The organism is Pseudomonas putida (genome assembly GCF_005080685.1).
Lineage (GTDB): Bacteria > Pseudomonadota > Gammaproteobacteria > Pseudomonadales > Pseudomonadaceae > Aquipseudomonas > Aquipseudomonas putida_V.
In genome coordinates this window covers 1114313-1139816 of record NZ_CP039371.1, presented here as the reverse complement: position 1 = coordinate 1139816, position 25504 = coordinate 1114313, and the positions used below count along the sequence as shown (strand labels likewise).

General features: G+C 63.9%; 23 protein-coding genes. 10 read left to right on the top strand and 13 right to left on the bottom strand.

Annotated elements, in window-relative coordinates:
- Window positions 1-144: 144 nt before the first annotated feature.
- The 6 genes from E6B08_RS05595 to E6B08_RS05570 all read left to right on the top strand — a co-directional run bounded on the left by E6B08_RS05595 (window position 145) and on the right by E6B08_RS05570 (window position 9842).
- Window positions 145-1482, top strand: a complete 1338-nt coding sequence (locus E6B08_RS05595; protein ID WP_136913105.1) for an imelysin family protein — start codon at window positions 145-147, stop codon at window positions 1480-1482.
- A gap of 310 nt (window positions 1483-1792) precedes the next feature.
- The gene (locus E6B08_RS05590; protein ID WP_136913104.1) at window positions 1793-3220 is read left to right on the top strand and encodes a di-heme oxidoredictase family protein; all 1428 of its coding nucleotides are present in this window, start codon (window positions 1793-1795) and stop codon (window positions 3218-3220) included.
- A 17-nt stretch (window positions 3221-3237) separates the two neighbouring features.
- On the top strand, window positions 3238-4302 hold the full coding sequence (locus E6B08_RS05585) for an imelysin family protein (protein WP_136913103.1): 1065 nt from the start codon (window positions 3238-3240) through the stop codon (window positions 4300-4302).
- A 2-nt stretch (window positions 4303-4304) separates the two neighbouring features.
- On the top strand, window positions 4305-5402 hold the full coding sequence (locus E6B08_RS05580) for a DUF1513 domain-containing protein (protein ID WP_136913102.1): 1098 nt from the start codon (window positions 4305-4307) through the stop codon (window positions 5400-5402).
- A 234-nt stretch (window positions 5403-5636) separates the two neighbouring features.
- Window positions 5637-6785, top strand: a complete 1149-nt coding sequence (locus E6B08_RS05575) for an efflux RND transporter periplasmic adaptor subunit (RefSeq protein WP_136913101.1) — start codon at window positions 5637-5639, stop codon at window positions 6783-6785.
- Window positions 6786-6797: 12 nt separating this feature from the next.
- A complete protein-coding gene (locus E6B08_RS05570; RefSeq protein ID WP_136913100.1) occupies window positions 6798-9842 on the top strand; it encodes a multidrug efflux RND transporter permease subunit in 3045 nt (1014 codons plus the stop codon).
- Window positions 9843-9894: 52 nt separating this feature from the next.
- Here E6B08_RS05570 and E6B08_RS05565 read toward each other — a convergent pair whose 3' ends face one another.
- The 5 genes from E6B08_RS05565 to colR all read right to left on the bottom strand — a co-directional run bounded on the left by E6B08_RS05565 (window position 9895) and on the right by colR (window position 13599).
- Entirely contained in the window at window positions 9895-10122 is a 228-nt protein-coding gene (locus E6B08_RS05565; RefSeq protein WP_136913099.1) for a hypothetical protein, read from the bottom strand.
- On the bottom strand, window positions 10122-10820 hold the full coding sequence (locus tag E6B08_RS05560; RefSeq protein ID WP_136913098.1) for a lipopolysaccharide kinase InaA family protein: 699 nt from the start codon (window positions 10818-10820) through the stop codon (window positions 10122-10124). The genes E6B08_RS05565 and E6B08_RS05560 overlap by 1 nt, the downstream gene beginning before the upstream one ends.
- A 6-nt stretch (window positions 10821-10826) precedes the next feature.
- On the bottom strand, window positions 10827-11507 hold the full coding sequence (locus E6B08_RS05555) for a class I SAM-dependent methyltransferase (RefSeq protein ID WP_136913097.1): 681 nt from the start codon (window positions 11505-11507) through the stop codon (window positions 10827-10829).
- A gap of 108 nt (window positions 11508-11615) precedes the next feature.
- Window positions 11616-12926, bottom strand: a complete 1311-nt coding sequence (locus E6B08_RS05550; protein WP_136913096.1) for a sensor histidine kinase — start codon at window positions 12924-12926, stop codon at window positions 11616-11618.
- On the bottom strand, window positions 12916-13599 hold the full coding sequence (gene colR, locus E6B08_RS05545; RefSeq protein ID WP_003255215.1) for a two-component system response regulator ColR: 684 nt from the start codon (window positions 13597-13599) through the stop codon (window positions 12916-12918). The genes E6B08_RS05550 and colR overlap by 11 nt, the downstream gene beginning before the upstream one ends.
- 179 nt (window positions 13600-13778) lie before the next feature.
- On the opposite strand from colR, the gene E6B08_RS05540 reads away from it, so the two are divergent.
- Window positions 13779-14507: a phosphatase PAP2 family protein gene (locus tag E6B08_RS05540; protein WP_136913095.1), complete on the top strand. Its 729-nt coding sequence runs from the start codon at window positions 13779-13781 to the stop codon at window positions 14505-14507.
- Window positions 14508-14663: 156 nt separating this feature from the next.
- Here the strand turns inward: E6B08_RS05540 and groL are convergent, their stop codons facing one another.
- The 5 genes from groL to E6B08_RS05515 form a co-directional block, all read right to left on the bottom strand.
- On the bottom strand, window positions 14664-16304 hold the full coding sequence (gene groL, locus E6B08_RS05535) for a chaperonin GroEL (protein WP_136913094.1): 1641 nt from the start codon (window positions 16302-16304) through the stop codon (window positions 14664-14666).
- Between the two features lie 48 nt (window positions 16305-16352).
- Window positions 16353-16646, bottom strand: a complete 294-nt coding sequence (locus E6B08_RS05530; RefSeq protein ID WP_009395550.1) for a co-chaperone GroES — start codon at window positions 16644-16646, stop codon at window positions 16353-16355.
- Between the two features lie 266 nt (window positions 16647-16912).
- On the bottom strand, window positions 16913-17374 hold the full coding sequence (locus E6B08_RS05525) for an FxsA family protein (RefSeq protein WP_136913093.1): 462 nt from the start codon (window positions 17372-17374) through the stop codon (window positions 16913-16915).
- Between the two features lie 65 nt (window positions 17375-17439).
- The gene (locus E6B08_RS05520; RefSeq protein WP_136913092.1) at window positions 17440-18171 is read right to left on the bottom strand and encodes a HugZ family protein; all 732 of its coding nucleotides are present in this window, start codon (window positions 18169-18171) and stop codon (window positions 17440-17442) included.
- A 149-nt stretch (window positions 18172-18320) separates the two neighbouring features.
- Window positions 18321-19331, bottom strand: a complete 1011-nt coding sequence (locus E6B08_RS05515) for a DUF481 domain-containing protein (RefSeq protein ID WP_136913091.1) — start codon at window positions 19329-19331, stop codon at window positions 18321-18323.
- Window positions 19332-19484: 153 nt separating this feature from the next.
- On the opposite strand from E6B08_RS05515, the gene E6B08_RS05510 reads away from it, so the two are divergent.
- Together E6B08_RS05510 and E6B08_RS05505 are read left to right on the top strand one after the other, a co-directional pair.
- Window positions 19485-19838, top strand: coding sequence for an MGMT family protein (locus E6B08_RS05510; protein WP_136913090.1), 354 nt, complete (start codon window positions 19485-19487; stop codon window positions 19836-19838).
- A 43-nt stretch (window positions 19839-19881) separates the two neighbouring features.
- Window positions 19882-21429 (top strand): AmpG family muropeptide MFS transporter, encoded by a 1548-nt coding sequence (locus tag E6B08_RS05505; RefSeq protein WP_136913089.1) that lies wholly within the window; start codon window positions 19882-19884, stop codon window positions 21427-21429.
- A gap of 131 nt (window positions 21430-21560) precedes the next feature.
- Here the strand turns inward: E6B08_RS05505 and E6B08_RS05500 are convergent, their stop codons facing one another.
- From E6B08_RS05500 to E6B08_RS05485, 3 genes are all read right to left on the bottom strand, one after another.
- The gene (locus tag E6B08_RS05500; RefSeq protein ID WP_136913088.1) at window positions 21561-22799 is read right to left on the bottom strand and encodes an MFS transporter; all 1239 of its coding nucleotides are present in this window, start codon (window positions 22797-22799) and stop codon (window positions 21561-21563) included.
- Between the two features lie 225 nt (window positions 22800-23024).
- Window positions 23025-23867 (bottom strand): mechanosensitive ion channel family protein, encoded by an 843-nt coding sequence (locus tag E6B08_RS05490; RefSeq protein ID WP_136913086.1) that lies wholly within the window; start codon window positions 23865-23867, stop codon window positions 23025-23027.
- A gap of 115 nt (window positions 23868-23982) precedes the next feature.
- Window positions 23983-24468: a YajQ family cyclic di-GMP-binding protein gene (locus E6B08_RS05485; RefSeq protein WP_054884610.1), complete on the bottom strand. Its 486-nt coding sequence runs from the start codon at window positions 24466-24468 to the stop codon at window positions 23983-23985.
- A gap of 102 nt (window positions 24469-24570) precedes the next feature.
- Between E6B08_RS05485 and E6B08_RS05480 the strand changes: the two genes are divergently transcribed.
- A complete protein-coding gene (locus E6B08_RS05480) occupies window positions 24571-25488 on the top strand; it encodes a putative 2-dehydropantoate 2-reductase (protein ID WP_136913085.1) in 918 nt (305 codons plus the stop codon).
- Window positions 25489-25504: the final 16 nt, after the last annotated feature.

Genomic DNA, 25504 nt, shown 5'->3' with positions numbered 1-25504 from the left:
CCCACAACCGGTTACATCGCAACACCTGCAATTACACGAATATGCGCATAGCCCCCTTTACAGCAAATGCAAATCTTTCGCATGATGTTGCCGTTTCGCATGCCACTGCACACCGTCCAACCACACGACGCAGGAAAACCAATAATGATTCGAATGCCTCTGGCCTCCGCCAGTCTGCTGGCCATCGCCATCGCTCTTGCCGGTTGCGGCGAGGGCAAGGATGACAAGGCAGCCGCTCCGCAAACTCAGGCGCCTGCTGCCGCCAGCACCGCAGCCGCTGCGCCGGGCGCTGTCGACGAAGCGGCCGCCAAGGCCGTGGTCAAGCATTACGCCGAGATGGTCTACGCCGTGTACAGCGACTCGCTGAGCACCGCCAAGACCCTGCAGACCGCAGTCGACGCTTTCCTGGCCAACCCCAACGACGACACCCTGAAAGCCGCCAAGGCTGCTTGGGCCGCCGCTCGCGTACCGTACCTGCAGAGCGAGGCGTTCCGCTTCGGCAACACCATCATCGACGACTGGGAAGGCCAGGTGAACGCCTGGCCCCTGGACGAAGGCCTGATCGACTACGTCGACAAGAGCTACGAGCACGCCCTGGGCAACCCGGCCGCCAGCGCCAACATCATCGCCAACACCGAGATCCAGGTCGGCGAAGAGAAAGTCGACGTCAAGGACATCACTCCCGAGAAGCTCGCCAGTCTGAACGAGCTGGGCGGCTCCGAAGCCAACGTCGCTACCGGCTACCACGCCATCGAGTTCCTGCTCTGGGGCCAGGACCTCAACGGTACCGGCCCAGGCGCCGGTGCCCGTCCGGCTTCCGACTACCTCGAAGGCAAAGGTGCCACCGGTGGCCACAACGAGCGTCGTCGCGCCTACCTGAAGGCGGTCACCCAGCTGCTGGTGCAGGACCTCGAGGAGATGGTCGGTAACTGGGCGCCGAACGTCGCCGACAACTACCGCGCCAAGCTCGAAGCCGAGCCTGTGACCGACGGCCTGCGCAAGATGCTGTTCGGCATGGGCAGCCTGTCGCTGGGCGAACTGGCCGGCGAGCGCATGAAGGTCTCGCTGGAAGCCAACTCGCCTGAAGACGAGCAGGACTGCTTCAGCGACAACACCCACTACTCGCACTTCTACGACGCCAAGGGCATCCGCAACGTCTACCTGGGCGAGTACACCCGCACCGACGGCACCAAGATGACCGGCCCGAGCCTGTCGTCGCTGGTGGCCAAGGCCGATCCGGCCGCCGACGCGACCCTGAAAGCCGACCTGGAAGCCACCGAGGCGAAGATCCAGGTCATGGTCGACCACGCGCTCAAGGGCGAGCACTACGACCAGCTGATCGCGCCTGACAATGCTGCCGGCAACCAGATCGTGCGTGACGCCATCGCCTCCCTGGTCAAGCAGACGGGCTCGATCGAGCAGGCTGCGGGCAAGCTGGGCATCGACAACCTGAACCCAGACACCGCCGATCACGAATTCTGATTGGTGAATCCGCGGTAACGAGTTCACTTAAGCATGCAGGGGCTGCTGCGCAGCCCTTTCGCGACACGAGGCCGCTCCCACATTGTCCATGCTTGCCCTGTAGATAGGGGCTTTCACGGTCAGTGTGGGAGCGGCCTTGTGTCGCGATGGGCCGCAACGCGGCCCCAATGCCGACGATGTAAAACTTAAGTGAACAGCATTAGCCTTCGAGCCACCATTTTCATGCAGCAATTGCAAATTGCTCTTATTCAATCTTTCTCACTTTGCTAAGCTTGCTCGCCGGTTTTTTCGCTCTCGCCCAGGATCGTAGATGTCCTTGTCGCTCTCCCGACTCCCCTGCCTGCTGCTGGCCCTCGCCCTCGCCGCCTGTGACGACGCTCCGCGTTTCACCCAGGCCGAGCCCGGCGAAGCGTTGTCGGGCGGCCAGGCGACGGTGAAACGCAGCGACCGCAACGCTTTTTCCATGCCCTCGGCCAATCTGTCGCCCGAGCAGCGCGTGGACTTCGCCGTGGGCAACAGCTTCTTCCGCAATCCGTGGGTGATCGCCCCTTCCACCACCACCGCGCGCGACGGCCTGGGCCCGCTGTTCAACACCAACGCCTGCCAGAACTGCCACATCCGCGATGGCCGCGGCCACCCACCCGAACCCGATGGCAACAATGCGGTGTCGATGCTGGTGCGCCTGTCGATCCCCGACCAGCCCTACTACGCCAAGGTCATCGAGCAACTCGGCGTGGTGCCGGAGCCAACCTATGGCACCCAGTTGCAGGACATGGCCGTGCCCGGCGTGGCGCCGGAAGGCAAGGTGCGCATGAGCTACGAGCCCGTGCCGGTGCGCTTTGCCGACGGTTACCAGGTGGAGTTGCGGCGCCCGACCCTGCAGATCACCCAGCTGGGCTACGGGCCGATGCACCCGGACACGCGTTTTTCCGCCCGCGTGGCACCGCCGATGATCGGCCTCGGCCTGCTCGAAGCCATCCCCGAAGCCGATATACTCGCCGGCGAAGACCCCGACGACCGCAACCACGATGGCATCCGCGGCCGCGCCAACCGGGTCTGGGACGACGCCCTGGGCAAGACCGTGGTCGGGCGCTTTGGCTGGAAGGCCGGGCAACCCAACGTCAACCAGCAGAACGTGCACGCCTTCGTTGGCGACATGGGCCTGACCAGCACCCTGCAACCCAAGGACGACTGCACCGCCGCGCAGACCGACTGCCTGGCCCAGCCCAACGGCGATGGCGCCGACGGCGAGAAAGAGGTCAGCGACAACATTCTGCGCCTGGTCACCTTCTACACCCGTAACCTGGCCGTGCCGGCGCGCCGCGACGTCGACTCGCCGCAGGTGCTGGCCGGCAAGAACCTGTTCCACCAGGCCGGTTGCCAAGGCTGCCATACCCCGCAATTCACCACCGCCAGCCAAGCCGCCGAGCCGGCATTGGCGAACCAGCTGATCCGCCCCTACAGTGACCTGCTATTGCATGACATGGGCCCCGGGCTTGCCGACGAGCGCAGCGAATTCGCCGCCAATGGCCAAGACTGGCGCACCCCGCCGCTGTGGGGTATCGGCCTGACCGAAACGGTCAGTGGCCACACCCAATACCTGCACGACGGCCGTGCCCGCAACCTGCTCGAGGCCGTGCTCTGGCACGGTGGCGAAGCCCAGGCCGCGCGCGACCACGTACTGGCTTTCGATGCCGAGCAGCGCGCCGCGTTGCTGGCCTTCCTGAACTCACTTTAACGCGCAAGGAGCCGGGCATGTTCCGACCCAAACTGTTGTTCACCAGCCTCGCCGCACTCGCCCTCGGCGCCTGCTCGCCGCAGGACCAGCAGGCCGTGACCTCGGCGGCGATCGCCAAGCAGGTGATCCTGCCGACCTACAGCCGCTGGGTCGAAGCCGACCGCGGGCTCGCAGCCAGCGCCCTGGCCTACTGCCAAGGCAAGGAAAGCCTGGAAACCGCTCGCGCCGACTTCCTCAACGCGCAAAAGGCCTGGGCCGAGCTGCAACCCCTGCTGGTCGGCCCGCTGGCCGAAGGCAACCGCGCCTGGCAGGTGCAGTTCTGGCCCGACAAGAAGAACCTGGTCGGCCGCCAGGTCGAGCAACTGGTCAACGGCGACAAACCCATCGACACCCAGAGCCTGAGCAAGGCCAGTGTGGTGGTTCGCGGCCTGTCGGCCTACGAGTACATCCTGTTCGACAGCAAGCCCGACGTCGCCAGCGACGAGCAGAAGGCCCGCTACTGCCCGCTGCTGGTCGCCATCGGCGAGCATCAGAAGGCCCTGGCCGAAGAAATCCTCAAGGGCTGGAACAGCACCGACGGCATGCTCTCGCAGATGACCAAGTTCCCCAACCAGCGCTATGCCGATTCCCACGAGGCGATCGCCGACCTGCTGCGCTCCCAGGTCACCGCCCTGGATACCCTGAAGAAGAAGCTCGGCGCGCCGATGGGCCGCCAAAGCAAGGGTATCCCGCAGCCGCTGCAGGCCGAAGCCTGGCGCAGCCACTCGTCGATCCGGAGTCTGGAAGCCACCCTCAAGGCTGCCCAGGCCGTCTGGGTCGGGGTCGACAACCAGGGCCTGCGCGGCTTGCTGCCCAGCGATCAGAAGGCCCTGGCAGATAAGATCGACGACGCCTACGCTACCTCGCTCAAACTGCTGGCCGACAACCAGAAGACCCTGGGCGAGCTCTTGGCCGACGAAGCCGGCATGCAGGCGCTCAACCAGATCTACGACAGCCTCAACGTCGTCCACCGCCTGCACGAGGGTGAGTTGGCCAAGGCGTTGAACATCCAGCTGGGCTTCAATGCCAACGACGGTGACTGATCATGTTGCGACGCCAGGCCCTCAAACTCGGTAGTGTATTGCTCAGCGCCCTGACCCTGGGCGGCTGGAGCCTGTTGCGCAACAAAGGCAGCGAACCCCTGCTGCTGTCGGCGCGTGATGACGGCGACGGCAAGCATTATGCGGTCGGGTTTCGCCTGGACGGCACCCAGGTGTTCAGCACCCAGGTGGGCCAGCGTTGCCATGCCATCATCAACCACCCCGAGCGGCCGATCGCCCTGTTCGTCGCGCGCCGACCAGGCACCGAAAGCTACCTGATCGACCTGCGCGACGGGCGCCTGCTGCAAACCATCGTCTCGCAGCCCAATCGCCATTTCTATGGCCATGCGGTGATCCACAAGGACGGTGAATGGCTGTATACCACCGAGAACGACACCACCGACCCAGGCCGTGGCGTGCTGGGTGTGTACCGTTTCGAGGGCGAACGCCTGGAGTACACGGGGGAGATCCCGACCCACGGCATCGGTCCCCATGAAGTCGCCTGGCTGCCCGATGGCGAAACCCTGATCGTAGCCAACGGCGGCATCCGCACCGAGGCCGAGAGCCGCGTCGAGATGAACCTCGACGCCATGGAGCCGAGCCTGGTCCTGATGCAGCGCGACGGCACCCTGCTGAGCAAGGAGACCCTGGCCCAGCAGATGAACAGCGTACGCCACCTCGCGGTGGGCAGCGACGGCACCATCGCCGCCTGCCAGCAGTTCATGGGCGACGCCGACACCACCGCCGAGTTGCTGGCGATCAAGCGTCCGGGCGAGCCGTTCAAGGCGTTCCCGGTGCCGGAGCGGCAACTGCAGTCGATGGCCCAGTACACCGCCAGCGTCGCCATCCACAGCGACCTGCGCCTGGTGGCGCTGACCGCGCCACGGGCCAACCGGCTGTTCGTCTGGGACCTGGACAGCGGCGCGGTGCGGCTCGATGCGCCGATGCCCGATTGCGCCGGGGTCGGGGCGGTCAAGGATGGTTTCGTGGTCACGTCCGGCCAGGGCCGTTGCCGCTATTACGACTGCCGCAAGGCGGACCCGGTCGCGCAGCCGATGAACCTGCCATCGGGGTTCTGGGACAACCATCTGCACCTGGTCTGATCGTTCGTCTGTCTGAACCGGCCCTTTCGCGGGCAAGCCCGCTCCTACAGGATCTTCACCCATTTCGAACCGGGAGCAGATCCTGTAGGAGCGGGTTTACCCGCGAAGAGGCCCGCTCAGGCAATGCATTTCCCCCCGCGCCAAAAACAGTCAATACTTCCCCCATCCACACGTGGGCAGGATCGCCCGTTGTCGTGTCAGAACCTATAACAAAGCAGCCAAGGAATCGGACCTATGTTGCGCCGCCGCATGCTCATCATGTTGGCCGTCGTTCTGCTGATCGTGCTGGCGCTGGGGGGGTACAAAGCCTTCTCGATCTACCGGCAGATCCAGGTGTTCACTGCCCCCAAGCCGCCCATCACCGTCGCGGCCGCCCTGGCCGAGGAACGCCTGTGGCAAGAGCGCCTGCCGGCCGTCGGTAGCCTGAAGGCCCTGCAAGGCGTCGAGCTGAGCCTGGAGCAGGCCGGCACGGTGAAGACCCTGCACTTCGATTCCGGCCAGCGGGTCAAGGTCGGCCAGTTGCTGCTGGAGCTGGACAGCGACCAGGAAACCGCCTTGCTCGGCACCGCCGTGGCCGACCTGGGCCTGGCCAAGGTCGACTATGGCCGCGGCAGCCAGCTGGTCGGTGACTCGGCCATCTCCAGGGGTGAGTTCGATCGCCTGACCGCGCAGTACCGACGTAACCAGGCAGTGGTCGATCAGCTCAAGGCCTCGCTGGCCAAGAAAAGCATCAACGCCCCCTTCAGCGGCACCATCGGTATCCGCCAGGTCGATGTCGGCGACTACCTGGCCAGTGGCACGGTGATCGCCACCCTGCAAGACCTGTCCAGCCTCTACGTCGACTTCAACGTGCCCGAGCAGGCCCTGCCGCACCTGAGCCAGGGTCAGCAGGTGCTGGTCCAGGTGGCGGCCTATCCGGGCCAGACCTTCCCCGCCAGCCTCAGCGCGATCAACCCCAAGGTCGACGAAGCCACCCGCAACCTGCTGGTGCGCGCGACCATGGCCAACCCCGACGGCAAACTGCTGCCGGGCATGTTCGCCAGCCTGCTGGTGCTGTTGCCCGATCCGCAGCCGCAGGTGGTGGTGCCGGAAAGCGCCATTACCTACACCCTGTATGGCAACTCGGTGTATGTCGCCACAGCGAAGAAGAACCCGCAAGGCCAAGCCGAGCAGGACGACCAGGGCCAGCCGCAACTGACCGCCGAGCAACGCACCGTGCGCACCGGTGAGCGTCGCGATGGCGTGGTGGTGGTAAGCGAAGGGCTGCGCGCTGGCGAACAGGTGGTCACCGCCGGGCAGCTCAAACTGACGCCCGGTGCGGCCATCCGTATCGGCAAGGACCAGGCCCTCAAGCCCGAGCAACGCTCGCCGGCAAAGGACTGACAGGAGGCTGGCATGGCGCTCACCGACCCGTTCATCCGCCGCCCGGTGCTGGCCTGCGTGGTCAGCCTGCTGATCCTGCTGCTCGGCGTACAGGCCTGGAGCAAGCTGCAGATCCGCCAATACCCGCAGATGGAAAACGCCCTGATCACGGTGACCACCGCCTATCCCGGGGCCAACGCCGAGACCATCCAGGGCTACATCACCCAGCCCCTGCAACAGAGCCTGGCCAGCGCCGAGGGCATCGACTACATGACCTCGGTGAGCCGGCAGAACTTCTCGGTGATCTCCATCTACGCGCGCATCGGCGCCGACAGCGACCGCCTGTTCACCGAACTGCTGGCCAAGGCCAACGAAGTGCGCAACCAGTTACCCCAGGATGCCGAGGATCCGGTTCTGGCCAAGGAAGCTGCCGATGCCTCGGCGCTGATGTACATCAGCTTCTACAGCAAGCAGATGAGCAACCCGCAGATCACCGACTACCTGTCACGGGTGATCCAGCCAAAGCTTGCGACCCTGCCGGGCATGGCCGAGGCCGAGATCCTCGGCAACCAGGTGTTCGCCATGCGCATCTGGATCGATCCGGTGAAACTGGCCGGGTTCGGCCTCTCGGCGGTCGACGTGACCAATGCCGTGCGCCGCTACAACTTCCTCGCCGCCGCCGGCGAGGTCAAGGGCGAGTACGTGGTCACCAGCATCAATGCCAGCACCGAACTCAAGTCGGCCGAGGCCTTCGCCGCCCTGCCGGTGAAGACCTCCGGCGATACCCGCGTGCTGCTCGGCGACGTGGCCCGGGTCGAGATGGGCGCGGAAAACTACGACACGGTCAGCTCGTTCGATGGCATTCCCTCGGTGTACATCGGCATCAAGGCCACCCCCGCGGCCAACCCGCTGGAAGTGATCAAGGAAGTGCGCAAGGTCATGCCCGAGCTGGAAAGCCAGCTGCCCTCCGCGCTCAAGGTATCGATCGCCTACGACGCCACGCTGTTCATCCAGGCCTCCATCGACGAGGTGATCAAGACCCTGGGCGAGGCCGTGCTGATCGTCATCGTCGTGGTCTTCCTGTTCCTCGGCGCGCTGCGCTCGGTGCTGATCCCGGTGGTGACCATCCCGCTGTCGATGATCGGCGTACTGTTCTTCATGCAGATGATGGGCTATTCGCTGAACCTGCTGACCTTGCTGGCGATGGTGCTGGCCATCGGCCTGGTGGTGGACGATGCCATCGTCGTGGTGGAAAACATCCACCGCCATATGGAGGAAGGCAAGTCGCCGTTCGACGCGGCGCTGGAAGGCGCCCGCGAGATCGCCATGCCGGTGGTGTCGATGACCATCACCCTGGCTGCGGTGTACGCGCCCATCGGTTTTCTCACCGGGCTCACGGGCGCCCTGTTCAAGGAGTTCGCCCTGACCCTCGCCGGTGCGGTGGTGATCTCGGGCATCGTCGCCCTCACCCTGTCGCCGATGATGTGCGCGCTGCTACTGCGCCCGGAACAGAACGCCAGCGGCCTGGCCCACCGCCTCGACACGCTCTTCGAGCGCCTCAAGGTACGTTACCAGCAGTTGCTGCATACCACCCTCGACAGCCGGCCGGTGGTGCTGGTGTTCGCCGTGCTGGTGCTGTGCCTGATCCCGGTACTGCTCAAATTCACCCAGAACGAACTGGCGCCCAACGAGGACCAAGGGGTGATCTTCATGATGAGCAGCTCGCCGCAGCCGGCCAATCTCGACTACTTGAACGCCTACACCGACCAGTTCACGCCGCTGTTCAAGACCTTTCCGGAATACTACTCGTCGTTCCAGATCAACGGTTTCAACGGCGTGCAAAGCGGCATCGGCGGCTTCCTGCTCAAGCCCTGGAACGAGCGCGAGCGCACGCAAATGGAGCTGCTGCCGCAAGTGCAGGCCAAGCTCGAGGAGATCAGCGGCCTGCAGATCTTCGGCTTCAACCTGCCCTCGCTGCCCGGTACCGGCGAGGGTCTGCCCTTCCAGTTCGTGATCAACACCGCCGGCGACTATCCGGCATTGCTGGAGGTCGCCCAACGGGTCAAGGAGCGCGCCCAGGCCTCGGGCAAGTTCGCCTTTCTCGATATCGACCTGGCCTTCGACAAACCCGAGGTGGTCGTCGACATCGACCGGGCCAAGGCCGCGCAGATGGGCGTGTCGATGGACACCCTGGGCGGTACCCTGGCGACCTTGCTGGGCGAGGCCGAGATCAACCGCTTCACCCTGGAAGGCCGCAGCTACAAGGTCATCGCCCAGGTCGAGCGTCCTTACCGCGACAACCCCGGCTGGCTGAACAACTACTACGTGAAGAACGATCAAGGCCAACTGCTGCCACTGTCGACCCTGATCAGCCTCAGCGACCGTGCCCGGCCGCGCCAGCTCAACCAGTTTCAGCAGCTCAATTCGGCAATCATCCAGGGCGTGCCGATGGTGAGCATGGGCGAGGCCCTGCAGACCGTGCGCGACATCGCCCGCGAAGAAGCGGCGGAGGGCTTTTCGTTCGACTATGCCGGCCAGGCCCGGCAGTTCGTGCAGGAAGGCAGTGCCTTGTGGGTGACCTTCGGCCTGGCGCTGGCGATCATCTTCCTGGTACTGGCAGCGCAGTTCGAAAGCTTCCGCGACCCTCTGGTGATCCTGGTGACGGTGCCGCTCTCGATCTGCGGGGCGCTGTTGCCGCTGTTCCTGGGTGTCTCGAGCATGAACATCTATACCCAGGTCGGCTTGGTGACGCTGATCGGCCTGATCACCAAGCATGGCATCCTGATCGTCGAGTTCGCCAACCAGTTGCGCGAAGAGCGCCAACTGACGGCACGCGAGGCGGTGGAACAAGCGGCGGCCATTCGCCTGCGCCCGGTGCTGATGACCACCGCAGCGATGGTATTCGGGATGGTGCCGTTGATCCTGGCGACAGGCGCCGGCGCCGTGAGCCGCTTCGACATCGGCACGGTGATTGCGACCGGCATGTCGATCGGAACCCTGTTCACCTTGTTCGTGTTGCCCTGCATCTACACGCTGCTGGCGCACAGGACAGCAGCCAAGCAGCCAGTGGTTGCCTGACCAAAAGCAGAGGCCCGGCAATTGCCGGGCCTCGAACACTTCGCACAGTCACTCAGCCAACAGGCCGCAAGCCCTGTCGCAAGCCAAACAGGAACAGCAACAGATCATGATCCGGCTGCGCCGTCTGCTGTACCTTCACCGTGCGCGGCAACGGGCACTGCTCGGCCATCTCGGCCTTGCTGAACACCACAGGCCGCGGTTCGTCCCAGGCAGCCACCGCCACGGTGGTCACCGCCAGGCCGGCCAACAGGAACAAAGCTCGTGCGATTTCTAGTTTCATCACTCTAAACCTTTGACAGCGCTGCCAAACGCCATCTGGTAAAAGTAGAGCAGGGTTTGCCATTGCGCTTCATTGAACGACGAATGGCGACGTAGCTGGCGCAAGTCATTGGAGGCTGCGCGCTGGCAGCTGATACGCCGTCGGCACTTCTCAAGGTCGAGCAAGGCGACCTCGGCCCTGGCTTGCTCGCCAGCGCCGGTTATCTTGACGAACACATGCTTGCCATACAGGCAGCCGTGCTGCCAGTGGCCCAGGTGCATGCGCGCCAGGTTGTCGGCAAGGTCCTTGAGCATGCGCTCGTGCACCACCTGCGGATAGCGCTCCCAGGCGCCTTCGGCCATCCAGGTGTCGAGGTCGACGAAACCGTCGAGGGCCTCGCTGACCAGCAGGGCCTGCCACTGATGCTCGGCATCACGCTGGGCACCGGCGAAGACGATGCGCGGCACGCGCACACCGAGTTGCTCGAAACTGTGCAGCGCATCCAGTTCGCGCAGCACGGTCGGCCGGCCGAACGGATAGCGCAGGCTGCGATAGATATGCCCGACCTGGCGCTTGGCGTACAGCAAGTGTCCGTCGGCATCGTTCAGGCGTTGCACGCCACTTTCCCCGCCGCGCCGCTGGTTGGGTTCCTCGACCCATTCACCTTGCTGGCGCCAGAAGTAATCGAACCGAGATTCCCCATTCTGGGCTACAACCATCAAACACTACCCCTTGCGCAATACGTAGACTCGCCACATGGCATAGAACGGCAGGAAGTCCAGCCGTTCCTGGATGCGGAAGCCCGCGTCAACAAATTCCTGCTCGACAGTTTCCGCCGGTAACACGAAGCGGTTCTGGTAACTGTCCTGCTGGGCCTTGGCGCTGCGTCGCTGTTCGAGCTTGCGGCGCCGCCACGCCTTGAAATTACCGTCCACCCACAGCGAAAGAATCACGCTGTCACGGCTAACTCTCTGAAACTCCGACAGAATAGTCCTACGATGGGCCGCTTCGCCAATGTGATGGAACAGACGCATGCAGAAAATGCTGTCCACCGCGTTGTCCGGCAGGTCGATGTCGAATGCCGATGTCTGCAAGGGCCGTACCCGCGCCACCACTTCGGCTGGCTGCGAAGCGCAAGCAGTCTGGATCATCGCCTCGGAATTGTCGGCGCCAATGATCACCCGGTTCGGTTTTTCCGCCAGCAACGGCCAGAAGCGTCCGGCACCGCACGGCAGATCGAGCACCAGCCCCGGCTCGCCGGCCAGGGCCAGGGCACGCCGGGCCAGTTGTTCGTCGCGCTTGTGGGACAGACGCCGGGCCAGGCCATCCTGGTGCTTCATGAAATATTCACGGGCGTGCTGCTGGTCGTACTTGTCGGAAAATTCGAGCTTGATGGGGCTACGCACTTGAGCATCTCCTGACTCCAATCCGCTGACTTTAGGAAAGCGAGCGTAGGAATCAGGTCATGCCCGTGTGAAAAAAATGTCATCTGCTCCGGGGTATGTTGCCAAGTATTACCCCGCGTGGCCGCCTTCGTCAGGCTTCGCCGGGCCCCGGCTCAGGTCCACCTGGAAGCGGCAACCATGGGGCGAGGTCGCCGTCAGGGTCACGCGCCAGCCCTGGTCGTCGCAGATCCGCTGCACCAGCGACAAGCCCAGGCCCAAGCCTTCGCCGCGGCGTTCGTTACCCCGCACGAAGGGTTGGAACATCGCCTCGCGCTGCTCTTCCGGAATGCCCACGCCGCTGTCCTCGACACTGAAGCCGTTGGCTTCCAGGCTCAGGCGGATATAGCCACTGTCGGTATAGTGCGCGGCATTGCGCAGCAGGTTGCCCATCACCGACTGCAGGAACGTGGCGTTGTACAGCACCGGGCTGGCGCTGACACGGCCATCGAAGTACAGGGCCAAGCCCTTTTGCTCGATGGTGTCGCGCCACACGCCGATGAGTTCGTCGGCCACTTCGCGCAGGGTCGCGCGCGAGGCCACCGCGCCTTCGTCGCGCTGCGCGCGGGCCAGCATCAGGAAGGTCTTGACCAGTTCGCGCATCTCTTCGGTCGCCCGGGCGATACGCTCCACCTGGTTACGCGAGCGGCTGTCCAGCGCAGGGTTTTCCATCAGCAGCTCGCAGGAGGTCGCCAGCACCATCAAGGGGGTGCGCAGCTCGTGGCTGACATCGCTGGTGAACAGTCGCTCACGGGTCAAGGCGTCACGCAGTCGGCCCAGGGTATCGTCGAAGGCCACGGCCAGCTGGCCAACTTCGTCGGCCGCATAATCGGGCGCCAGGGGCGGGGCCAGGCCGAGCAACTGGTCGCGGTGGCGCACCTGGCGCGCCAGGCGGATGACCGGCGCCATCACCCGGCGCGCCAGCAGCCAGCCAAGGGTCACTGCCAGCGCCAGGCTGAGCACGAAGCCCACCACCACCACCGCGAACAGCACGCGCTCGCGCTCCTCGAAATCGCTCTGGTCCTGCAACAGCACATAGCGCCGGCCGTCGACGATCTCGACCATGGCGTGGTAGGAAAGCTGGTCGCGGAACACCTCGTGGAAACCCTCGTCGAGGTGGCGCAGGTCCTTGGGCAACTCGAAATCGTCACGCCCGCCACTGAAATAGAACAATTGGTCGGGGCGCGGCCGGTGGCTCCAGTCGCTGATGCTGTCCATGCGCAGCAGACGCTGCAGGTCACCGCCTAGCACCGAGGAAATGAGCCGTTCCTCGACCAGATGCACGGTGCCGACGATGCCGAACGCGAATGCTCCCGCCACCAGGGCGCTCATCAGCGCGAAGGCGATGATGATGCGCTGGGCAAGGCTTTGCTTAAACTCCATCGCGGCCCTCGGCGAGGCGATAGCCGACGCCATGGACGGTATGCAGCAAGGGTTTCTCGAATGGCTTGTCGATCACCTGGCGCAGCTGGTGGACGTGGCTGCGCAGGCTGTCGCTGTCGGGACAATCGTCGCCCCAGAGGGCCTCTTCCAGCACCTCGCGACGCAGCACGTGCGGACTCTTTTGCATCAGCACCGCCAACAGCTTGAGCCCGACCGGGTTGAGCTTGAGCAGACGGCCCTGGCGGGTGACTTCGAGGGTATCGAGGTCGTAGCTCAGGTCGGCCACCTGCAGGGTACGCCGCCCTCCGCCCTGGGCCCGGCGCAGCACCGCCTCGATTCGCGCCGCCAGCTCGGACAGGGCGAACGGCTTGAGCAGGTAGTCGTCGGCACCGGAGCGGAAGCCCTGCAGGCGGTCGTCCAGCTGGTCACGGGCGGTGAGCATGATCACCGGGGTATCGCGCCGGGCGTCTTCGCGCAGGCGCTTGCACAGGGTATAGCCATCGATACCCGGCAACATGATGTCGAGGACGATCAGGTCGTAGTGTTCGGTGGCCGCCAGGTGCAGGCCGGACAGGCCGTCCTGGGCGCAGTCGACGGTGTAGCCCTTCATGCCGAGGTAGTCGGCCAGGTTGGCGAGGATATCGCGGTTGTCTTCAACCAAAAGAATGCGCATCGGGTTCTCCTGTGCGGCGCTTCGCAGTGGTGCGCGGCAGGCGCAGCTTAAGGCGATTGCCCGCACGGTGCCAGCCCTGAGGAAAAATACCGCAGTTGACGGTTTTTTCACTCAGCCTTCACGTGCACAGCATAGCGCCAACCCGACAATGCCGGCCTTACCGTCGCCCTGGAGTCCTTATGCAAGTACCGACCCGCCCTCGCCCGCTCAACTTCTGGCTGTACCTGGGCATACCGCTGGCCACCGCACTGGGCCTGGTTTTGCTGGAGCTGACCTCCGTCGACATGGACATCGCCAACCTGTTCTACGACCCCGTGGCCGGGGCCTTCATCGGTCGTCACAGCTACTGGCTGGAAAACATCCTGCATGACCGGGTCAAGCAAGGCGTGATCCTGCTCGGCGTCTTGGCACTGGTGGTATTTGCCCTGAGCTTCTTCTACAAGCGGCTGTTCGGCTGGCGCCGCGAACTGGGTTGCCTGGTGCTGGCATTGGGCTTGTCCACCGCCTTCGTCACGCCATTGAAAAAGGTGACCCAGGTGCAGTGCCCATGGAGCCTGTCGCAGTTCGGGGGCAAGGAAACCTACAGCAATCTGCTCGAGCCGCGCCCTGCCACCGACAAACCTGGATTGTGCTGGCCGGGTGGCCACGCGGCGACCGGATTCTGCCTGTTCGGACTGTTCTTCATGCTGCGCGACCGGCGCCCGCGCCTGGCCCGGGTAGCCTTGGCAGTGGCATTCGTGGCCGGGTCGATACTGTCGGTCGGGCGGATGATGCAGGGCGCGCATTTCCTGTCGCACAACGTGTGGACGGCGGTGTTCTGCTGGTTGATCGGGTTGGGCTCGTATTACCTGGTGCTGTATCGAAAGGGCATGGCTGAGGTGCCAGCCGCCGAGCACCGCGTCGCCTGATTCACGGGCACGCCCGCTCCCATCGAACAAAACATAACTCATTGATTTAGCGGGGATCTGTGGGAGCGGGCTTGTCCCGCGAAGAGGCCCGAACAGGAAAACGAAAAAGCCCCGCACTAGGCGGGGCTTTTTCTTGGTGCAGGGGGTAAGGCTGGCTTACATCATGCCGCCCATGCCACCCATGCCGCCCATGTCAGGCATGCCAGCAGCTGGCTTGTCTTCCGGCAGGTCGGCAACCATGGCTTCGGTGGTGATCATCAGACCGCCGATCGAAGCTGCGGCTTGCAGGGCCGAACGGGTGACCTTGGCTGGGTCGAGGATACCCATCTCGATCATGTCGCCGTATTCGCCGGTTGCAGCGTTGTAGCCGTAGTTGCCCGAACCTTGCTTGACCTTGTCAGCGACAACGCTTGGCTCGTCGCCGGCGTTGGCGGTGATCTGACGCAGCGGAGCTTCGACAGCGCGACGCAGCAGCGAGATACCGACGTTCTGGTCTTCGTTGTCGCCTTTGAGGTCGACAATGGCAGCCAGGGCGCGAACCAGGGCAACACCACCGCCAGGCACCACGCCTTCTTCGACGGCTGCACGGGTAGCGTGCAGGGCGTCTTCGACGCGGGCTTTCTTCTCTTTCATTTCAACTTCGGTGCCAGCACCGACCTTGATCACGGCAACACCGCCAGCCAGCTTGGCCAGACGCTCTTGCAGCTTCTCACGGTCGTAGTCCGAAGAGGTTTCTTCGATCTGGGCACGGATCTGCTTGACGCGTGCTTCGATGTCGGCGTCGACGCCAGCACCATCGATGATGGTGGTGTTTTCCTTGGACAGGATGACGCGCTTGGCGTTACCCAGGTGCTCCAGGGTGGTGGTTTCCAGGGTCAGGCCGATTTCCTCGGAGATGACCTGGCCACCGGTCAGGACAGCGATGTCCTGCAGCATGGCCTTGCGGCGATCGCCGAAGCCAGGCGCCTTGACCGCTGCAACCTTGACGATGCCGCGCATGTTGTTGACTACCAGGGTAGCCAGCGCTTCGCCTTCGACGTCCTCGGCAACGATCAGCAGTGGACGGCCGGCCTTGGCAACGGCTTCCAGAACTGGCAGCAGTTCGCGGATGTTGGAGATCTTCTTGTCGACCAGCAGCAGCAGCGGGCCTTCCAGCTCGGCAACCATGGTGTCCGGCTTGTTGACGAAGTAAGGCGACAGGTAGCCACGGTCGAACTGCATGCCTTCGACGACGGACAGTTCGTTTTCCAGGCCCGAGCCTTCCTCGACGGTGATCACGCCTTCTTTACCGACTTTTTCCATGGCTTCGGCGATGATTTCACCGATGGAGCTGTCGGAGTTGGCGGAGATGGTGCCAACCTGAGCGATGGCCTTGGAGTCGGCGCATGGCTTGGACAGGTTCTTCAGCTCGGCGACGACGGCGGCGGTGGCCTTGTCGATACCGCGCTTGAGGTCCATCGGGTTCATGCCGGCGGCAACGGCCTTCAGGCCTTCGTTGACGATGGCCTGGGCCAGGACGGTAGCGGTGGTGGTGCCGTCACCGGCAGCGTCGTTGGCCTTGGAAGCGACTTCCTTGACCAGCTGGGCGCCCATGTTCTCGAAGGCGTCTTTGAGCTCGATCTCTTTGGCGACGGAAACGCCGTCCTTGGTGATGGTCGGCGCGCCGAAGCTCTTGGCCAGGACCACGTTGCGGCCTTTCGGGCCCAGGGTCGCTTTTACCGCGTCAGCCAGAACGTTGACACCAACCAGCATTTTCTTACGAGCGGAATCGCCGAATTTTACGTCTTTAGCAGCCATGATCGTTTAATCCTTGAAATTCTTTGGAGTAACGGGAAGTCGGGAAAATCAGCCTTCGACAACGGCGAGGATTTCGTTCTCGCTCATTACCAGCAGGTCTTCGCCGTCGACTTTCACGGTGTTGCTGCCCGAGTAAGGGCCGAAAACCACTTTGTCGCCTACTTTAACGGCCAGCGCACGTACTTCGCCGTTGTCCAGGATGCGACCGGTGCCGACGGCGACGACTTCGCCGCGGTTTGGTTTTTCAGCGGCCGAACCCGGCAGGACGATACCGCCAGCGGTTTTCGATTCTTCTTCGCTGCGACGGATGACTACGCGGTCATGCAGAGGACGAAGCTTCATTGTCGATCTCTCCCAAATTGTGGTTTTCATCGGCCGGTGTCGACACCGGCGGGTTGTTGCGGTCCGGCGTTGCCGGGAGTGGCCCGCGACGGGCGAGCCACCTGTGTCATGTCTGGTGTCGCCACCAGAAACCTTGCGGTGACCACATACATGAGGTCGCCCGAAACGATTACAAGGTCTTGAATATAAAATTTTTCATCGAAACGTTCCTTCCACGCCAGGCACAACGAAAAACGGCCCCTCTCGGGGCCGTTGCAAACGGGTGATCACTTGTCGCGGCGCTCGTACTCGCCTTCGATGACATTGGGCCGCTGGCCGGCATCGCGCGGCCGGGCCTGGAACGGGTCATCCTGGAACGCCCGCTGGCGCATGGCCTGCTCCTCGGCGCGCTGGCGCATCTTGCGCGCAGCCAGGTGACGGGTGAACGGCAGCAGGCAGAGTACGCCCAGCACGTCGCTGATGAAGCCTGGCAGCAGCAACAGGCCACCACCGACCGCCATCATCATGCCCTGGAACATGTCTTCGGCGGGCAGCTCGCCGCGTTGCAGGCTTTCACGGGCACGCAGGGCAGTGGCGAGGCCTGCCACGCGCAGCACCAGCACACCCAGTGCGGAACCGGCGATGATCAGCAGCAGCGCCGGGAAAAAACCGATGGCGGCGCTGACTTTGACGAAGACGAACAACTCCAGCACCGGAAAAATCAGAAACAGCAGTAGAAAAGCACGCATCAAGGGTTCCTCTACGGAAGATAACCTTCCAATAAGACCTCAGATGGATGCGCGCGCTCCGGATTTCAAGCCTCGGCCGTGGCAGCGGCCGGCCATTGGTCGGTGCGGGCCAGCGAAACCAGGGCTTCGCGGATTTGTGTCGGTGTGTTGCAAGGGTTCGGGAACGGCAACCAGTAAATACCCTGGCCGATGCGCAGGTGCATGCCTTCGCTGTCGATGCCGACCATCTGCGCCTGCGTATGACGCGGCAGGCCGGTGAGCTCGACATAGTGTGCGATGGCAGTGGCGTGGTCGGCATTCATGTGCTCGATCATGCTCGCCTCGGCCTTGCCGGCGAAGGGGTTGGCCAGGGTGACCTGGTCGAGCCAGTGGATCGCGCCGAAACCACCGATGTAGCGGTGGCGCACCGGCTGCAGGACCCAGAAGTCGAAGTCGTGGGCCTTGTGGTAGTTGGCGGCGTCGGGGAAGTAGCGGTAGTAACGCTCGGCGGCGGCCTCGATGGCCTGCGGATCTTCGAGCTTGTGCGCCTCGGCCATCACGGTCAGGCGACCGACGGCCTGGACATCCTCGGCCTCGCGCTCGCCGACCAGCAGCGAGCACTTGGCGTCCTTGTGCAGGTTGTGGGTGTGCTGGGCGATGCGGCTGATGAGGATCAACGGGTTGCCCTGGGCATCCAGGCAATAGGGCACCACCGAGCCGAACGGAAAGCCAGGCATCGACTTGGAATGGGTCGAGAGCACGCCGCGGTATTCCTTGAGCAGCAATTCCCGAGCGGGGCGGATGGCGTTGGTACTCACTTGAGGGCGGCTCCTGGCATCAGACTGGATGGGGACAAGATAAGCATTATCACCTGCCCGTGCCAATGGGGCGGATGACCGACGTACGCGCCTGCCCTTGGTGGGAGCGGCCTCGTGTCGCGAAAGGGGCGCAAAGCCCCCCCGAGGGCTTACCAGGTCACACCGAACCCTGCGGTGTAGCGGGTCTTGTCCAGGTCGCTGTCACGCGTGCCGCTGATGATGTCCTTTTCCGCCTTGAGGTTGAGCGAAGCCCACTCGGTGACCTTGTAGCGCAGGCCGACTTCGGCATCCACCGAGTAGTCGGCGACACCGCCTAGCGGCTTGGCGAACTCGCCGTTGGTGAACAGCTGGATGTTCTTGCCGATCAGGTAGCGGGTGTAGTCCCACTTCACCGCCGCCGAATAGAAATTGTCCTTGGCACCGTCCTGATATTCGAAGTCGGTGCGGTTGATCAGCGAGCCCAGCGAGAACGCGCCCAGCTCGTCATCCCAGAACTGGTAGCCAGGGCCGGTACCGACGGTGCGCTGGCGCGCGAGGTCTTCGATCTGGTCGCGCTTGTACTCGGCCCGGCCCTGCCAGAACCACTTGTCGGTGATGAAACGGTCGAGGGCGTACTCGGCGCTCCAGTTGTCGGTGGTGGTGACGTCGTCCTGGGTCTCGCGGTTGTATTCGCCCTCGGCGTTGTGCCGCCAGCGACCGTGGCGGGCAGTGGTCTTGAAGCTGATGTCGTAGTCGTCGGTGTCGGTTTCGGCGCGCTTGTAGTCCATGGCCACATCGACGTTGCCCTTCCAGGAGAAGTCCTCGACCAGCGGCTTGGGCTTCATGATCTGCTGGATGCTGGCAAGGTCCACGGTCTTGGGGGCTTCGCCATTGGCCAGGGTCACCTTGCCAGGCTCGGCGGCACTGAGCGACTTGGCCTTCTCGCCGCTGTAGGCGTCTTGCTTGACCAGCAGTTCCTGGTCGCTTTCCAGAGTCTGGACCTGCTTCCAGTCCAGGGCGATGGTGCCGCCGTAAGGCGTGTCGAGCACCAGCTTGCCACCATCGAAGACCTTGATGGTGCCGCTGAGCTTGTCACCGTTCTTCATGAAGACAGTATCGGCGAACGCCGGGGTGGCGCAGAGAGAAACGGCTAACGTGCACAGCAAGAATCTAGAATACATAAGCGGGCTACAGGTTCGATTTGACGAAAAAAGCCGGGCATTATCCAGATACCGACGACCAGAGCAAGGACAGACCCAAGACCATGCCGTTGAGTTCAACTCTCATTAACGCAACCGCTCGTCCGGTTTCATCGCAGCCCCCGGGAGGCGCTGATGTCCGCTGAATTGCACCCCGCACCGGATACCCCCCAGGCCCGACGAACGGCACTCTACTCGGTGCTGGGACAAGTACCCGAGGGCAAGGTGGTCAGTTACGGCCAGCTCGCCGAACTGGCGGGGCTTGGCCGAGCGGCGCGCTGGGTTGGCCGAACCCTCAGTCAGCTACCGGCCGATACCCGCCTGCCCTGGCACCGGGTGCTCGGTGCCGGCGGTCGCCTGAGCCTGGCGCTGGGCACGCCAGGTGGCGACGAACAGCGTGCACGGCTACGCGCAGAAGGTGTGAATGTGGCCAATAATCGTGTGGATATGACCCGCCATGGCTGGCGCCCGATGGAGCACAGCGGTTAGAGTGCGCGCTTTGTCTTCGCAAACTTGAGGCAGATGTTGGCCCATGCCCCGTAAAACCTGGCGCGCTGCGCTCGCCGCCTATGCCAGCCCGTCAACCCTGGTACTTCTGCTGCTCGGATTCGCCGCCGGCTTGCCCTACATGCTGGTGTTCTCGACCCTGTCGGTGTGGCTGCGCGAGGCCGGCGTGGCCCGCGAGACCATTGGCTACGCCAGCCTGATCGGCCTGGCCTATGCCTTCAAATGGGTCTGGTCACCGCTGCTCGACCAGTGGCGCCTGCCGGTGCTCGGCCGCCTCGGGCGGCGGCGCTCGTGGCTGTTGCTGTCACAGGCGCTGGTGGTGCTCGGCCTGGTCGGCATGAGCCTGTGCGACCCGCAACAACACCTGTCGTGGTTGATCGCCCTGGCGGTACTGGTGGCTTTCGCCTCGGCCACCCAGGACATCGCCGTCGATGCCTATCGCCTGGAAATCGCCGACGATCAACGTCAGGCCGCTCTGGCCGCCAGCTACATGGCCGGCTACCGGGTCGCTGCCCTGCTCGCCACCGCCGGCGCCCTGTTCTTCGCCGAATGGTTCGGCTCAACCGGCTTCGCCTATCTGCACAAGGCCTGGGCCGGAACCTACATGCTGTTTGGCGTGATGATGCTACCCGCGCTGTTCACCACTCTGATCATGCGCGAGCCCGACGTGCCGATGCGCACCCAGATCTCGGCAGCGCGCTACGGCCTGGTGCACCAGATGGCGTCGGTGTTCGTGCTGATCATCCTGCTGGTATCGGTGCCTGCCAGCTTCACGCAGATGTTCAATACCGGCTGGTCCAGCGTCATCTCGGGCGACGCCACCCCACTCGATCTGCTGCTCGAGGACCGCGCCTTCCTGCGCCTGATCCTCTACGTATCGCTTACCTGGGCGTGCCTGTCGGGTATGGGGCGCCGCGGCCTGGCGCCGGTGCTGACGCCGATCAACGACTTCATCACCCGCTACCGCTGGCAGGCCCTGCTGCTGCTTGGGCTGATTGCGACCTATCGGATGTCGGACACGGTGATGGGCGTGATGGCCAACGTGTTCTATATCGACATGGGCTTCACCAAGGACCAGATCGCCAGTGTCAGCAAGATCTTCGGCCTGATCATGACCCTGGTCGGTGCCGGTGCTGGCGGCCTGCTGATCGTGCGCTTCGGCATCCTGCCGATCCTGTTCATCGGCGGTGCGGCCTCGGCGGCCACCAACCTGATGTTCGTGATGCTGGCAGACATGGGGCCGAACCTGAAAATGCTGGTGGTGACCATTTCCCTCGACAACTTCAGCTCGGGCCTGGCCACTTCGGCGTTCGTCGCCTACCTGTCGAGCCTGACCAACCTGAAGTTCTCGGCTACCCAATACGCCCTGCTGAGCTCGATCATGCTGCTCTTGCCACGCCTGATCGGCGGCTACTCGGGCGTGATGGTGGAGAAGTTCGGGTATCACAACTTCTTCCTGATCACCGCGCTGCTGGGCGTGCCGACGTTGATCCTGATCGCGCTGCACTGGCGCCAGGAAGTGGGCAAGGGAAAGCAGGAACCGGTTGAGGATTCGGCGGCCGAGCGGCCCTGAGCCTTGGTTGTCGTCCGTACCGGCCTCTTCGCGGGCAAGCCCGCTCCTACAGGATCTTCACCCATTTCGATTCCGGTGATGATCCTGTAGGAGCGGGTTTACCCGCGAAAGGGCCGGTACAGATACCCTCTTTACCCGGCCACGACCCCTGGCCGCCCACCGACCACCCACCACAACGGCCACAGCGCCAACGCCCCGGCCAACCCAGCCGCCAGGGCGAAATGCAACAGGCTGTCCCCTGCCCCGATCATCGCCAGCAACGCGCCACCCAGGCCCAGCAAGGCGATGGTGATCATACCCAGCATCGCCGAGACCAGCCCCTTGCTCTGTTCGCTGGCGAACAACGTCATGCGATACAGCACCGCATTGGCCACCCCCAGACCGAGGGCGTAGAGGGACATGCCGGCGACCACGCTGGTCACGGTCGGCCAGTACCAGCTCGCCAGCACCATCAGGAACAACCCCGCCAGGTAAGGCCACAGCGCCCCACGCACCAGCGCCGGCAACGGGTAGCGATCGGCGATGCGGTTGATGATCAGGTTGCCGATGATCAACCCGCCGAACACCGGCAACTGCCACAAGGCGTACTCCATGGTGCTCAACCCCTCGTCATGGATCAGCAACACCGGCGACAAACCGATCCAGCCGATCAGCGGCAGGCCCACCAGGCCCAACGCAGCGCTACCAGCAACGAATCGGCGGTTGGCCAGCAACTGCCCATAGCCTGCCAGCAAGGGCAGCAGGTGGATCGGCGTGAATGCCAGGCGCGAACCATCGCGCCGCTCCACCCCCAGGGTTTCCGGCATCAGCCGGTACAGCAGCAGCCAGGTCAGCACCGCGCCGACGGCGAACGCCACGAACAGCCAGCGCCAATCCAGCCATTGCAGCATCAAGGTGCCCACCAGCGGCCCAAGCAGCGGCGAGAGCAAGGCGATGTTGGCCAGCAGCGCCATCATGCGCACCGCATCGGCTTCGCTGAAGGCCTCGTTCAACGCCGGATAACTCACCGTCACGACGAAGCCAAGGCCCACGCCCTGCAACAGCCGCAACAGGTTGAACAGTGCGATGTCCTGCACCCAGTAGGTGGCTAGGCAGGCCACGCCAAAAGCGGCACACCCCACCAGCAGCAAGGGCCGGCGCCCGTAGCGGTCGGCCAGCGGGCCGATCAGCCACTGCAGGACCACACCGCCGAGCAGGTACAGGTTCAGGGCATGGGGGATGTATTGCGGGCTGGCGTCGAGGTGCTCGACCACCACCGGCATGGCCGGCATGACGGCGTCACTGGCGAGGTAGGTCAGCAGTTCGAACAGGGCCAGCGTCAAGCCGAACAACAAGGCTCGCAGGGGGGTGATGTACAGCAGTGGTTTCATGGTGGCGTTTCGGGTGGAAGCAGGAGGGGTCAGGGTATATGCCAGAAATGGCGGGACGTTGCTGTGAACAAGTGTAAAAGACGGAAAAAGTCGGGGCCGCCTTGCGCCCCTTCGCGGGACAAGCCCGCTCCTACAGGTGCTGCGCTGGATTCGAAAACTGCGCAGTACCTGTAGGAGCGGGCTTGTCCCGCGAAGGGCCGCAAAGCGGCCCCGGTCGTCGAGCGGTTACTGCGCCGCAGTCTCCTGCACCACGCGGATCACCCGCTGCGGGAATGGAATGTCGATGCCTTCGGCGCGCAGGCGGTCACGGGCCTGCTCGTTGAGCATGAACATCAAGCTCCAGTAGTCCGCGGTCTTGACCCAGACACGCAGGGATACCGTGATCGAGCTGTCGCCCAGCTCCGAAATCACCGCCGCTGGCGCAGGGTCTGGCAACACACGTGGGTCCTTGGCCAGCTCCAGCAGCACTTCCCGGGCCTTCTGCAGGTCGGCTTCGTAATCGACACCGACGTTGAACACCACCTGGCGGGTCGGCTGGCGGTTGGTGTTGGTGATGATGCCGTTGGACAGGGTGCCGTTGGGCACGATGACCGTCTTGTTGTCACCGGTGCGCAGCACGGTGTGGAAGATCTGGATGCTGTCGACGGTACCGCTGACGCCTTGGGCCTCGATCCAGTCGCCGATGCGGAACGGGCGGAACAGCAGGATCAACACACCGCCGGCGAAGTTCGCCAGGCTGCCCTGCAGGGCCAGGCCGATGGCCAGGGTGGCACCACCGATGGCCGCCACGAACGAGGTGGTCTCGATACCGATCATCGACGCCACGCTGATCGCCAGCATGAGCTTCAACACGACATTGGCCAGGGTTCGAATGAACCCTTGCAGCGCCGGATCGTGAACCTTCAGCCCGACCACCCGGGCCAACCGGTCGCTGACCAGGTTGGTGATCCACCAACCGATGGCCAGGGTCAACAACGCCAGCAGCACACGGCTGCCGTACTCCATGATCAAGGGGACCCAGGTCTGCGACTCGCGAACCAGCTGATCGACCTCAGCGTTCAAATCCATATCCATCTCCTGATGCCGAACGGCAACTGCACTAAAAAACCGGCCGCGGGGCAATCAGCGGCCTCGGAACCGGTGGACAGTACCAGCGCCAGCTCGGTTCCGGATCAAGCCTGGCTCAGTCGCGGAAGTTGTTGAACTGCAGCGGCATGTCGAATTCCTTGGTGCGCAACAGGGCAATGGCTTCCTGCAGGTCGTCACGCTTCTTGCCGGTGACGCGCACCTGCTCGCCCTGGATGGCAGCCTGGACCTTGAGCTTGCCGTCCTTGATGGTGGCGACGATCTTCTTCGCCAGGTCCTTGTCGATGCCTTCGCGGAACTTGGCTTCCTGTTTCTTTTCCTTGCCGGAGGCGTACGGGTCCTTGGTCTCCAGGCACTTGACGTCGATCTTGCGCTTGACCAGGGCCAGGCGCAGGATCTCCAGCATCGCCTCGAGCTGGAACTCCTCCTCGGCGGTCAGCACCACGGTCTGTTCCTTGTCCTTGAACTCGAAGCTGCCTTTGCCCTTGAGGTCGTAGCGGCGGTCGAGATCCTTGATGGCGTTGTCGACTGCGTTCTGTACTTCGTGCTTGTCCAGTTCCGATACCACGTCGAACGACGGCATGGCTATCCTCCATAAAATGCGTGCGCGCTCGGTCTGAAGATGGAGCGCGTCAGGGTTAGGGGGTTAAAATGCGGGCTCATTATAACGGGTTGCGAAACGCAGATGAGCAGCACCTGGCATATTCTCGGCGCCGGTAGCCTCGGCAGCCTCTGGGCTTGCCGCCTGGCCCACGCAGGCAAGGCGGTACGGCTGATCCTGCGCGACCAACGCCGCCTGCAGGCTTACCAGCAGGCCGGCGGCCTGACCCTGGTCGAGCACGACCAGGCGCGCCAATACGCGATCCCTGCCGAAACCGCCGACGCTGCCGGGCCGATTCACCGCCTGCTGGTGGCCTGCAAGGCCTATGACGCCGCGCCGGCACTGGCGCAACTAGCCCCTCGCCTGGCCGAGGGCGCCGAACTGGTGCTGCTGCAGAACGGCCTGGGCAGCCAGGACGAAGTCGCCGACCAGGCCCCGCACGCTCGCTGCATCTTCGCTTCCAGCACCGAAGGGGCGTTTCGCGAGGACGACTGGCGCGTGCGGTTTGCCGGGCATGGCTTCAATTGGCTGGGCGACCCGGCCAACCCTGCCCTGCCGGAATGGTTCGACGACCTGCAGGACGCCGGCATCCCCAGCCAGTGGACGGTGGATATCCTCACCCGGCTGTGGCGCAAGCTGGCCCTCAATTGCGCGATCAACCCCCTGACCGTGTTGCATGAGTGCCACAACGGTGGGCTGCTGGAGCACCTGGGCGAAGTCGAACAACTGTGCGAGGAGCTGGGCCTGCTGCTGCACCGCTGCGGCCAGCCTGAAGCTGCGCAGGACCTCGCCGAGGAGGTGCAGCGGGTGATCCTCGCCACCGCCGCCAACTACTCTTCGATGTACCAGGACGTGCGCGCCAACCGGCGCACCGAAGTGCACTACCTGCTCGGCCACGCCTGTCGCGCTGCCGCGCGTCACGGCATGACCGCGGAGCGGCTGGAACACCTGCACCAGCGCCTGGTCGATAACCTGCGGGCCCGTGGCTTGCCCAGCGCCTGACGCTGGCACCTTGAAT